Origin of the sequence: Aeromonas rivuli, assembly GCF_000820045.1 — a bacterium.
Taxonomy (GTDB): domain Bacteria; phylum Pseudomonadota; class Gammaproteobacteria; order Enterobacterales; family Aeromonadaceae; genus Aeromonas; species Aeromonas rivuli.
The window spans coordinates 57,748-69,522 of sequence record NZ_CDBJ01000015.1 but is presented as its reverse complement, the minus strand read 5'-3'; the positions used below and the strand labels follow the sequence as shown (position 1 = coordinate 69,522).

12 protein-coding genes are annotated in these 11,775 nt (G+C 63.3%); 10 read left to right on the top strand and 2 right to left on the bottom strand.

Translation table 11 applies throughout. The annotated features are described in order from the left end of the window. Positions 1–320: 320 nt before the first annotated feature. The 4 genes from BN1130_RS22515 (at position 321) to BN1130_RS01735 (ending at position 3,243) form a co-directional block, all read left to right on the top strand. Positions 321–491, top strand: coding sequence for a hypothetical protein (locus BN1130_RS22515; protein ID WP_198135210.1), 171 nt, complete (start codon positions 321–323; stop codon positions 489–491). A gap of 211 nt (positions 492–702) precedes the next feature. Further along, on the top strand, positions 703–1,605 hold the full coding sequence (gene rarD, locus BN1130_RS01745; RefSeq protein WP_042039894.1) for an EamA family transporter RarD: 903 nt from the start codon (positions 703–705) through the stop codon (positions 1,603–1,605). 142 nt (positions 1,606–1,747) lie between these two features. Next, positions 1,748–2,563: an AraC family transcriptional regulator gene (locus BN1130_RS01740; RefSeq protein WP_042039893.1), complete on the top strand. Its 816-nt coding sequence runs from the start codon at positions 1,748–1,750 to the stop codon at positions 2,561–2,563. Positions 2,564–2,610: 47 nt separating this feature from the next. Beyond that, the gene (locus BN1130_RS01735) at positions 2,611–3,243 is read left to right on the top strand and encodes a LysE family translocator (RefSeq protein WP_157013852.1); all 633 of its coding nucleotides are present in this window, start codon (positions 2,611–2,613) and stop codon (positions 3,241–3,243) included. 111 nt (positions 3,244–3,354) lie between these two features. Here BN1130_RS01735 and BN1130_RS01730 read toward each other — a convergent pair whose 3' ends face one another. Continuing rightward, on the bottom strand, positions 3,355–4,779 hold the full coding sequence (locus BN1130_RS01730) for an aminotransferase-like domain-containing protein (RefSeq protein WP_042039891.1): 1,425 nt from the start codon (positions 4,777–4,779) through the stop codon (positions 3,355–3,357). 160 nt (positions 4,780–4,939) lie between these two features. On the opposite strand from BN1130_RS01730, the gene BN1130_RS01725 reads away from it, so the two are divergent. Genes BN1130_RS01725 through BN1130_RS01700 form a run of 6 tightly spaced genes read left to right on the top strand, consistent with a single transcriptional unit; the run spans position 4,940 to position 10,969 of the window. After that, the gene (locus tag BN1130_RS01725) at positions 4,940–5,203 is read left to right on the top strand and encodes a 2Fe-2S iron-sulfur cluster-binding protein (RefSeq protein ID WP_042039890.1); all 264 of its coding nucleotides are present in this window, start codon (positions 4,940–4,942) and stop codon (positions 5,201–5,203) included. Positions 5,204–5,223: 20 nt separating this feature from the next. After that, entirely contained in the window at positions 5,224–5,979 is a 756-nt protein-coding gene (locus BN1130_RS01720) for an iron-containing redox enzyme family protein (protein ID WP_042039888.1), read from the top strand. Between the two features lie 43 nt (positions 5,980–6,022). Next, on the top strand, positions 6,023–7,279 hold the full coding sequence (locus tag BN1130_RS01715; RefSeq protein ID WP_042039887.1) for an ATP-grasp domain-containing protein: 1,257 nt from the start codon (positions 6,023–6,025) through the stop codon (positions 7,277–7,279). Continuing rightward, positions 7,276–8,466 (top strand): ATP-grasp domain-containing protein, encoded by a 1,191-nt coding sequence (locus BN1130_RS01710; RefSeq protein ID WP_052448158.1) that lies wholly within the window; start codon positions 7,276–7,278, stop codon positions 8,464–8,466. The genes BN1130_RS01715 and BN1130_RS01710 overlap by 4 nt, the downstream gene beginning before the upstream one ends. Then, complete coding sequence (locus BN1130_RS01705) at positions 8,463–9,716, top strand: ATP-grasp domain-containing protein (protein WP_052448157.1); 1,254 nt, start codon at positions 8,463–8,465, stop codon at positions 9,714–9,716. The genes BN1130_RS01710 and BN1130_RS01705 overlap by 4 nt, the downstream gene beginning before the upstream one ends. 11 nt (positions 9,717–9,727) lie before the next feature. After that, on the top strand, positions 9,728–10,969 hold the full coding sequence (locus BN1130_RS01700; RefSeq protein WP_042039885.1) for an MFS transporter: 1,242 nt from the start codon (positions 9,728–9,730) through the stop codon (positions 10,967–10,969). On the opposite strand, the gene BN1130_RS01695 is transcribed toward BN1130_RS01700, so the two are convergent. Beyond that, positions 10,942–11,649 (bottom strand): chromophore lyase CpcT/CpeT, encoded by a 708-nt coding sequence (locus tag BN1130_RS01695; protein ID WP_042039884.1) that lies wholly within the window; start codon positions 11,647–11,649, stop codon positions 10,942–10,944. The two genes, BN1130_RS01700 and BN1130_RS01695, sit on opposite strands and share 28 nt — an antisense overlap. Positions 11,650–11,775 lie beyond the last annotated feature (126 nt).

Below are 11,775 nucleotides of genomic sequence, written 5' to 3'. Positions count from 1 at the left end.
TTTATGACGTCAGCAAAGTTTTTTCCCGGCAGGGGCCCCCTCTTGGTCATGCTTCCAACACGCTCGGCGCCCTCGAGCGCGCCACGGCAGTCGGGGGTGATAGAGAGCCGGGGGCAAGAACGCATCCAGGTCGAAGAGAGAAGAGAACAGCCGGGCCGCGCCCTGTTTAAACGGTGTTAGCCAGGCCGCCATGGCACAGAGACAGACCCGGTCGAGGCGATGGGAGGATGAAAGATAGCCTCATCAGAATGAGCGCTTCTCTCGGGCGTCCTAATTGATATACTCCTCAGCCAAGCACCATCTCAGCCATAGATATCAAGATGTTATTTCTCGTGGGTAGCGTACTGCTGCTGGTAATAGGGCTGCCACTGCTGTTTTTCCTGCTGGGTCAGGGGGAGGCCTATGTGACATGGGGCCCCTGGATCTCGGCCCTGGTGCTCATGCTGTGGTTGCTATTGGATATCGACAAGATCCGCCGCGGCAGAGGCTAAGCAGATAAACCCGGCCAGCATGGCCACTCATGCCGTGCTGTGATGACGGCTGAATATCGCCAAGATCCGCCAGGGTGGATGCGAATAGCCAGATACTCCGCTGTAAGATGCATGTTAATCACTATTTAATCGCTTCTTTCCCGCCCCGAGGATGGCTAAACTGATCGTTTGGCGGTGTCAGTCACATCGCTCCTTCGTCAAGGTCAGCCAGATGCCAGAACAGATCCAGCGCCAGGGGATCATCTATGCCCTGTGTGCTTATACCCTTTGGGGCATAGCCCCCATCTATTTCAAGTTGATCGCCGAGGTCCCCGCCGCCGAGATCCTCACCCACCGCATCATCTGGTCGTGCGCCCTGCTGGCGGTGCTGGTCCTGCTCACCCGCCAATGGCCCAAGGTGCGTGCCGTGCTGCGCAGGCCCAAGGTGCTGATGACCCTGGCACTGACCGGGGCCGTGGTAGGCGGCAACTGGCTGCTGTTTATCTGGGCCATCAACAACGGTCACATGCTCGATGCCAGTCTGGGTTACTACATCAACCCGCTGTTCAATGTGCTGCTCGGCATGGTGTTCCTCGGTGAGAAGCTGCGCCGCCTGCAGTGGTGGGCCGTGGGGCTCGCCTTCATCGGCGTGGCCGTGCAGTTAATCGCCTTCGGCTCCCTGCCCTGGATTGCCCTGGTGCTGGCCAGTTCGTTCGCCTTCTATGGCCTAGTGCGCAAGAAGCTGGCGCTGGATGCCCTCACCGGCCTGCTGCTGGAGACGCTGATCCTGCTGCCGCCCGCCGCTATCTATCTGTGGGGCATCGCCGACAGCCCGACCAGCCATATGACGGACAACAGCCTCTATCTCAACCTGATGCTGATTGCCGCAGGCGCCGTCACCACTGCCCCCCTGCTCTGCTTCACCGCCGCCGCGACCCGACTCAAGTTCTCCACCCTGGGCTTCTTCCAGTACATAGGGCCCAGCCTGATGTTTATCCTGGCGGTCACCCTGTACGGCGAGGCACTGCGCACCGACAAGCTGATCACCTTCGCCTGCATCTGGAGTGCGCTGGTACTGTTCAGCCTGGATGGTCTGCGCAGCAGCAGACGACCACCTCAACCCGCGGTTCGATAGCAGACCGGATGACCCTCATCTCTCACACACCCGGCCCCCGCCGGGTGTTTGCCATCAGCCCCGAACCGGTATTGGCCACCCAACATCGGCCGACCGCAATAATCTACAAGCGCCCGTCGCCAATCTGGGGTATTGGTAAGGGATGAAACACGCCGCCCCCATTCACTACTGGCAGTCCCCCCATCTGCCGGGCCTGGAACTCTCTCACTCCCATCACCGGGAGTTCAGCTATGGCCGCCATGTGCACCTGGACTACCACATAGGTCTGGTGCAGCGGGGTGGCCAGAAGTTCATTCACAAGGGAAGCAGCCATGCCCTGGTGCGCGGCGAGCTCTCCACCGTCAATCCCGACGAGATGCACGACGGCCTGAGCCTGCTGCCGGAGGGGTACGAGGTGCGGGTCTTCTCCATCGATCCGCACCAACTGGCAACCTGGCTGCCCGGTGGCGAGCACTTTTTCGACCGGGGCCTGCAACGGCGTCCGGATCTCTATACCGGCTTCGCCCGCCTGCACATGTACCTGGAAGATCCCAGGGTCGATGGCCTGCTGGCCGAGAGCGAACTGCTGGCCCTGCTCGGCGAGTTGCTGCACCTGGCGCCGAGCGAGCACAAGCTGGCGGATCCCCAGCTCAGGTTCCTGCGCGGCCATCTGCTGGATCGCCTCGATGAGCGCCACAGCCTGGAGGATCTCGCCGCCCTGTTCGGCCTGGATCGTTTCGCCTTCTTGCGCCAATTCAAGAAGAAGACTGGCATGACCCCCTACGCCTGGCTCAAGCGGCTACGGCTCGAGCGCAGCAAGGCCCTGCTCGCCCGGGGCATGACGGTGAGCGAGGTGGCACTGACGGTGGGCTTCTTCGATCAGAGCCACTTCCACCACGGCTTTCGTCAGGCATTCGGGCTGACCCCGGCCGACTACCGCCAGCAGATGCAATCTTTTACAAGCCATCCGCACCCCTAGGCTGGCAAGCTGCTCGCTCTTCAAGGCAGCACAGTAAGGAAAGCACCATCATGCAGAGTCTGTTCGTCACCATAGGGCTCCTCCATATCATCGCCCTGGCCAGCCCGGGCCCGGATTTCGCGCTGATCCTGCGCACCAGCTTGCACAGACCCACCGCCATTGGCGCCGCCATCGGCATTGCCATCGCCATTCTGTTGCATGCCACCTTCAGCCTGACCGGCATCAGCCTGCTGATCGCCAACCACCCCTGGCTGTTCATCCTGGTGCGGCTGGTCGGTGCCCTCTATCTCGGCTGGCTCGGCTGGGGGGCGCTCAGGGCGGCGTGGCAAGGGGGAGCGGCGGCCAGCTTGCAGGCAGGAGGCGAGCATGGCGGTCTGGTGCAGGGCATTCGCCGCGGGCTGGCAACTAACTTGCTCAACCCCAAGGCACTGCTGTTTTTCGTCGGCCTGCTGGCGGCTATGGTGACACCGCAGGTGAGTGGCCTGACCCGTGGCCTGCTGGTGATGGAACTCTTTCTGTTATCCCTCGCCTGGTTTGGACTGCTGGCCTGGAGCCTCTCCACCCCGCGCGCCCAGCGCCTGCTCGGCCAGGTACAGCGCCCGCTCAATTTCGTGACTGGTGTGCTGTTTGGCGCCGTAAGCCTCTCCATCCTGGGCGGCATGGCCGAGCAGCTTATCTAGCAGAGGACGGCCTCTGGCGCGCCCTTTGGTGCCCAGTCCCAGCCTCTCCCTCCCGGGCGGCATGACCGGGCAGCTTCTCTAGCAGAGATCCACCCACTGCCGAGCTCCCCGTCAGGGGAGCGCAGTCGGTCCTTGCCCCGCCTTTCGCAGCAGCCGCCCCAGCCTTGCCATCAACTCGGGGTGATCGGTGTGGGCGAGATTGAGTCGCATATAGCGGTGCCCCTCCTGGCCCCGGGTGAACAGCGAGCCCGGGGCCAAGGCGATGCCTTCGGCCAGAGCCGACTGGGCCAGGGTCTCGCTGTTGACCCCCTCCGGCAGCCGTACCCAGCGAAACAGCCCCCCCTCCCCATTGAACTCCAACCGGCAGCCCAACCCTGTCAGCCAGTCGTCGACACGGCCCCCCGCATCACACAGTCGCTGCCGAATGCGGCGTAGCTGCCGGTCGTAGTGGCCGTCTCGCAGCAACCCGGTCAACATCCGCTCCCCTATCTCCATGGTCACCCCGCCGCAGACCTGCTTCAGTCCGGCCAGACTCGCCGCCAGAGCCGGACTCGCCGCAATAAAACCTATCCGCAAGTTGGCGCTGAGCAACTTGGAAAAACCCGACACATAGGTCACTCGACTGGCACCACCCAGGCTCGCCAGCCGGGCGCCCCCCTCCCCGAGCAGATCCCCGTAGAGGTCATCCTCAATCAGGTGACAATCCCAGCGAGACAGCAGCTCCAGCAGGCTGAACCCCTGCGCGGTAGAGAGCGATTGACCGGTGGGGTTATGCAGCAGGCCAGAGGTCAGATAGAGCCGCGGCTGCTCCTCCCTGAGCCAATGTTCGAGTTGCACCAGATCAGGCCCCTGCGGGCCACGAGGCAGAGGCAGCACCCGGGCGCCGTGCAGGCTCAAGATGCCATGGAAATTGAAATAGCAGGGATCATCGACCAAGACGGTCTCGCCGGGGCGCAGCAGCAAGCGCAGTAACAGATCGAGGGCCTGCATGGTGTTGGCCGTGGTGACCAGCTGGCTGCTGGTCAGCTGCATGCCATGGACGGCGAGTCGGTCGCGCAAGGTCTCACGCAAGGGTCGGTAACCGGCGGCATCACCATATTCTGCCAGTCTGAGGTTAGGCTGACGACTCACCTGACGCAGCGCCTGGCGCAACCCGTCATCATCCAGCCAGTCGGCAGGCAAGAAGCCGCAGCCGGGCCGATCCGCCACATTTTCGCCAATCAGGGCACGGCGAGACACACTCAGAAAATCCTGCGGCAAGAGCTGACCCAGGCTGTCACTATCCGGCACAGGCGCATGCCGGGAGACAAAATAGCCGCGTCCCTGGCGGGCATGAACCAGCTGCTGGCCCTTGAGCCTGTCCAACGCATCCACCACGGTAAATTTACTGACCCCGAGCTGACGCGTCAGGGCATGGATGGAGGGCAATCTGGCCCCTTTTGGCAAGCTGCCATCCTGAATCAATTGACTGATATGGGCCGTAATTTGCAGCACCTTGGCTTCCCCTGGTTTGAATACCAGGTCGGGGATCATCATGACAGCGAGGCTCCTTGCTCAACTTTACTGGCCACTCTACCGGCAAAGTAATGCCAAATGAATACCTCCCTTCCCTGCCCCCCTATGTATGGCGAGATTAGAGTGACCCGAACAAATAAGGCCCGTCCACGGCCTAACCCCTATCTGTTGGAACTCAACTATGCCAAGCATCACCTTCCTGGGAAGCGACGTCGTCATCGATTCACCCGACCCGATCCGCCTGCTCGACATGGACGACCACATTCAGTTCGCCTGTCGCGCCGGCAATTGCGGCACCTGCACCATCAATGTCGTCGAGGGGCAGGATCAACTGTCTGCCCTGACACCCAGGGAGCAGCGACTATTCGCGCTGACAAAACAGACCGATACCAACCTGCGCCTGGCCTGCCAATGCAAGGTGCTAGGCGACGTCATTCTTCGCTAACTCAACCTGAGGACTCTCAAATGGACTTGAAAAACCGCATCACGGATCGCGCCATCGTTCGTCGCAAACCCCTGCTCTCCCTTCAGGAGAGCGCCAAGGTAAAGCGGGAGCTGGACGCATTTCTCGACACCAAGATTGACGAGTGGAACCGAACCGTTCCCTTCGCCCGTCATCTGGAGGGAGCCGAAGTCAACCTGCCCTACTATCGCCAGACCCTCATGGAGCATGCCTGGCGTATCCGCCTGATGCGCAGCGCCCAGTGCAACAACCTGCACAAGATCAGTCGCATCAATGCCGAGGCAGCCCAGCGCTACGCCGCCTATCAGGATGAAGAGATGTTGCACGACACCCTGTTCATTCAGGATGCGGAACGGATCGGCGTCACCCAGGAGGAGATCTATCGCACCGAGCCCAGCTTCTACACCCGGTTGCTGGCGGGTTACCTCTATTTCGTGGCCGAACACGAGAAGCCCCTTGGCGTGGTTTGCTACAGCTATCTGGTCGAATACACCACCCAGAAAATCACCCCCAAGCAGATTGCCGCCATGGCCGACTCCCTGGGCAAAGACAAGATTGCCGGTCAGGCCGCCCACCTGAACACCGATCTGGTGGAGGATCACACCCAGGAGATGTGGGACATCTTGCATCTGCTCATCGAGAGCGAGCAGGACATCGTCGACATCAAGCGCTACTTCAGCGAAATCCAGGAACTGCTCAAGCTGTTCTTCGTGGAGTTGTACGAGCAGCATGGCAAGGCCACAGAGCAAGCCGCATAAGCACGGAGCGGGGCCTGTCCATCAGGCCCCCAAGGAGTGACCCATGAATTCACGTACAGGTGTCCTGATCCTGTCCCACCAACTGCTCTCCATGGTCGCACCGCTGCAACAGCAGCTGGCGGCCCGAGGGCTCGATTGCTATGTCCTCTCTTCCCGTCCATCCCGCGCGCTCACCCCTCCCTGGCTGGATCGGGTAAGCCAGCTTGAGATCACCGATGACCATGCGCTGACCATGCGGGACATAGCCGCTTACTTGGCGAAGCTGCCCGGCGAAGTCACCCTGGTGGCCTGTATCTCGGTATGGGATGGCTATCGCGAGCTCATGGCCCAGACCAATGGCCTGCTTGGTGCCACCGATCTCGGCGTGACCAGCGTAACCCGACTGCGGGACAAGTTGGCCATGCGACGCTGGCTGCACGGAGACGGGCTCTCCCGGGTGCAAGCTCAGCCGCTCACCGACCACTTGTGGCAAGGGATCACCGATCCCAGCGCCTTCTTCATCAAGCCCAGAACCGGGCTCGCCTCATTCGGCGCATTCCGGGCAGACAAGCTGGATCAACCGAGCCAGCTCGACGCACTGTGGCAACAGGCCTGTGCCGATCGGGCCTATGCCGGTGTCTTTGAGGGGGAACCGGAATTTATCATCGAAGACCTGATCCTGGGCACCGAGTATTGCTTCGAGGTCATAGTGGTGAAAGGAGAAGCTCAGGTGCTGGCCGTCCATGAAAAGATCGACATGCACCAGGAGGGCTTTACCGTACTGGAGAACGCCTGTGTCTGCCCCCCCGTCTCGGTGCAGCCCGCGCAACTGGCGCAGGGCAGGACCTTCGTGGCCCGTTGTCTGGCGAGCCTGGAAATCACCACGGGCTTGTTCCATATCGAGGCCAAGTTTGCCGAACAACAAGGGTGGGAGATTGTCGAGATCAACCCGCGCATCGGCGGGGCCTACATACTGGAGAGCACCCAGCATCACGCCGGGGTAGATCTGCTCTCCCTCTGGCTCGACAGCTTGCTGTCCCGACCGCTCCAACCAGCTCAACCCTCGAATCGGCGTAGCTTCTTTCGTGTCTTCTTCGGTCAGAGTGGCCGCACCCTGGCACGCATCCAACCCCAGGGCGACACAGAGGCCCCTCTGCTCGATCAGCGTCTGTTTGTGCGAGAAGGTGATCGCCTGCCGGAGATAGAGCGGGAGATCTTCATCGGCCAGGCCCTCTGGGATATCTCGGCGCTGCCGCACCACAAATTTCCCGACTTCGCCGCCAGCACGGCGCACCACTTCCAGGTGGAGTATCAAGCATGAACATTGTCATTCTGCATCGATTGCCCTATGGCAAGATCCGCTACGACCAGGCCATCGACCATGCCGAGCACAGAGTCGATTACCTCTGCCTGCCCGGCGGCCAGGCAGACCTTCCCCCCGGCAGTCATCATCATGACGTCGCCAGCTTCGAGCCCGAGGAGCTGGCCCGGCAATGTGCCCCCCTGCTGCACCGGGCCGATCGGCTGATCGCCCGCTCCGAGTACGAGCTGCTGGCCGCAGCCGAGCTGCGCGAGCGCTTCGCCATTGCCGGTGACAGGCCGCAGGACATACTGCCCCTGCGCGACAAGTGGGCCATGCGGGTCCGCTGTGAGGCCGCGGGCATCCCCCAGCCCGCGTTCTGGTCCCTTGAGACATTTTCCCGCCTGCCGGACAGCCCCGGCAGCTTCGTGCTCAAACCCAGACTGGAAGCCTCCAGCACAGGGATAGTGATGGGGGATCGGCAGAGGCTGCTCGATGCCATCGGGCAACTTACCCGCCCGGATGACTACTTCGTGGAAGCCTTCATCCAGGGTGAGATCTGCCATATCGATGGCTTCTTGCGCGAGGGGGAACTTGTCCAGGCAATCACCAGCCGCTATGTGGGCAACTGCCTCGACTACGCCGGGGGCGCCCCCCTGGGCTCGGTTCAGATAGCCCCCCAGCCGCAGATGGAAGCACTGCTGCGCCAGACCCTGGCCGCCCTGGGCCAGGCCCAGGGCTGCTTTCACTTCGAACTCATTGAAGACCACCAGGGTGGACTCTATTTCCTCGAGACCGCCTGCCGGGTCGGCGGGGCCGGGGTCGCCGACACCTTCGCCCTGAGAACGGGGCTCAACCTCTATCACATCGACCTGCAATACCAGCTCCATGGGAAGATCACCCAGCAGGCGGCTCCCCTGAGTGACACCCACTACGGCTGGTTCGTCTATCCGGCCCACCACAGGGGCGAGGCCCAGCGCATCCACTTCGACCACGGCCGCTGGGGCGCCCTGCTGCACAGCTGGCATCAGGCGAAACCGAACATGGCGCGTCCCGGCAGCATCAGCTACGCCACTGGCGCCACTCCCTTGTCCGGCATAGTGCAAGGCCGGGCAGAGACCCTGCCCCCGGCCCTCGGCGCCCTGCTGGAGCAGACCCGCGTGGAATACATATCGACCCCGCCTGCGCGGATGGAGGCATCAGCATGACCCCCTGTTTCGTCATTGTCGGTTACAACAATGTGCGCATCTATGATGTCGCCAAGCTCCGCCAGCTGGCTCACGACCGGTTCAATTGCCAGCTGGTGCTGGTGGTGGAACGGGCCAGCCAGCAAGACTGGCAGGCTGCCGATCTGGTGATCCAGGCGGATCTCGGCCAGGCCCCCGCCCTGGCGCGGGTGTGCCAGGCCCTGGCCGAGGCGGCCATGACACCGGTCGGCATACTCCCCTTCTCCGATCGAGGCGTACCGCTCGGAGCCATGTTGGCCCAGCACTACCGGCTGCCCGGTGCCCGGCTGGAGGCGGCCCTTGCTGGTCTGGACAAGCGACGTTTCCGGGCCATGGAGGCCGAGGTGCCCGCCCCGGATCACTATCTGCCCCTGACGGCCCGGGCCATCGACAGCCTGGAGACCCTGGTCGCCACCCGGGAGGAGTTTGGCGGCACCGGCTTCATCAAGCCGGTGGCCGAAGGCAACAGCCGGGGCTGCATGGCGGTTCATGGGCACACCGACTGCGCCGCCGTCTGGGCCGAGCTGGCCCCCTATCACACCAGCGGCATCATGATGGAGCCCCTCATCGAAGGGGCGCGGGAATTCAGCTGGGACTATGTGGCCGGTTGCCGCTGGCTGACCGAGAAACACACCACCCAGGGGGAGTACCGCGCCGAATACCAGCAGATAGTACCGGCCCGGCTCGCCCCGGAGCAGACCCGCTGGCTCAATCAGGCCGGGGGCTTCATGCGTCAACTGCTGGCAAAGGAGTGGGGGGCCTATCACAACGAGCTCTTCCTGCGCGAGCAGGGGGCCAGCGCGGTGGAGAGCAACATGCGGCCGGCGGGCATGCACATCTGGGATCTCGCCGCCCTCAGCTTCGAGGCATTCGATCCCTGGCAGCGCTGGTTGCACTGGGCCCGCACGGGACAGACCCATACCGTCCTTCCCCGCCAGTTGGGCTATAGCGGGATCCGCATGTTGCGCCCCCGTCAGAGCGGAACCCTGCGCCGCCAGGCCGATATCCCGCGCCTCGCCCAGGCTCTGGGCATCCCACTGCACCAAGGCAGCTACAGCAAGACCGTGGGGGAGCGGGTCAGCACCAGGGTGACCGACAATGGCGGTTTCATGGGCCAGATAGTGTTGCACCACGCCGACTATCCGACCCTGCTGGCCCAACTCGATGCCCTGGCTGAGGCCATCGAGGCCGACACCCTGATCGCCTGCGACCAGCCGGTCGTCCACTGCTGAGGGATATGTCTATGCAAGCAATGCGCTTCTCCGTCTTTCTGGGTTCCCGCATGCTGTCCGGGCTCGGCGATCAGATCCTCCAGTTTGCCGTGCCCCTGCTGGTCTATCGCAGCACGGGCAGCGTCGCCCTGTCCGGGCTGGCCTTCTTCATCGAATGGCTGCCCCGCCTCATCTCCCTGCCTCTGGCCGGGGTGTTTGCCGACCGGGTCGGCGGGCGGCGCGTCTACATACTGGCCGACGGCCTGAGGGCGGCGGCCTGCGTCATCACCGCCCTCATCATGACCCTGTGGCCCGGCAGCGGTATGGCCCCCATCATGGTGATGATGGCGCTGTGTGCCTTTTGCTATGCCCAGGCCTTCATCGCCCTCGAGACCACCTTGCCCCAACTGGTGCCTCCGGCCGACATGGCCAAGGCCCAGAGCTGGCTGCAAGTCACCAACAACGGGGCCAGCGTGCTCGGCCCTGCCCTGGCCGCCGTTCTGCTCATCTGGCTGCCCGCCACCCAGCTGCTATGGGGATGCGCCCTGGGTTTCGCCCTGAGTGCCACCGGGGTATTGGGACTGACCCGGGGTGCCGCGCCCGCCGCCAACCCCCAGAGTCAACACAGGGCGCTGCTGCCCGAGCTGCGGGTCGGGCTCGACGCCTTGCTGGCCCAACCCATATTGCTGCGGCTGGTCGGACTCGCCATGCTGGTCAACCTGATCGTCGGCCTGGCGCTCGCCACCGCCGCCCCCATGACGCTGGGACTGTTTGGCCAGAGCGATCAGACCCTGGCCAGCGTCCAGCTCACCATGGGGCTCATCTCCATCAGCGCCTTCCTGCTGATGCCCTGGTTGCTGCGCCGGGTCGCCGTCTACTGGATAGGGCAGCTCGCCTTCCTGCTGATCCTGGCCGGAGGCCTCATCATGGCCACGGCCCCGAGTTTTGGCTGGTATCTGCTGGGATGCGGCCTCAGCTACGGCCTGTGCGGTCTGTTCAATGTCTTTATTCGCACCGAGCGACTGCACTGGATAGCGGAACAGCAGCGGGGGAGAGTGATCAGCCTGATGGTGCTGCTCAATCAGCTCAGCCTGCCTCTGGCCGGGCTCATCATCGCCCTGTTGGGAGACAGGGTGGCGGTGCAGGAGATCTTCCTGATGGCGAGCCTGGTCTGTGCCCTGGGCTACCTGCTGCTCTATCGATCCATCGCCGGGGCCGCCCGCACCCGGGCCCTGCCCGAACCGACTCAACCGGCGGCGGGCAGCCGCAGGTAGAGATAGCCCTCCCCCGGGCTACCCCAGCGTTGATGGCCGCCTTCGTCGTAGGCGCGATCGAGCAGTCGCACCCGATCCGGGCCAATCCAGAGGTACTGCACCAGGATGTGGGCGCCGCCAAAATCGGTGTCGCAGCTGCCTATCTTGCTGTGGCCCTGGTAATCGCCGGAGGGTTGACGACTGAGCAGGATCTCGCAGCCGGCGCGCAAGGAGAGCTGGGAGGGAGCCAAAGAGTCGAGCAGGGGAGGGTTGTGCCAGGCACCGGCAAAATCCGTGGCGCGCGGCATGGTCAGCTCGGCCATCAGGATGCGGCCGCCTGGCCCCTCGCTGAAACGATAGATGCGCTGACGAAAGGGACGATCCGGCCGCTCGCTCAGGCTCTGCTCGGCGTAGACCCAGCGCACCCCGGCCATGCCCGGCCAGATCTCCATCAGCCGCAGCTTGGCACTGGCGAAACGGTCGTCATGGCTCGCCTGCTCGGCATTGGAAAAATCCCCGCTAAACCAGGAGAGCAGCGGCTCCATGGGGCCGCCCTCCCTTGTTTCACTGGCCACGGACGGGCCGGTCTGAGGGGTGATCAAGGGGGCCGACACTGGCGCCGCCCATACCAGACCGCCGTAAAGCAGCCCGAGCAGGAGTGCCATCCGCTGTGTCATCGAATCCGTCCGAGTCATCTTCATGGCGGCGATTATATGAGCTATCGATCGCAAAAACTGCAAGCCAGATCAAACCCTTAAGGATCCCGGGTCCGGGTGGCGTCCCCTCGGCCATCTCATCTGCCGCCAGATTGATGATTCTCCCAGCAA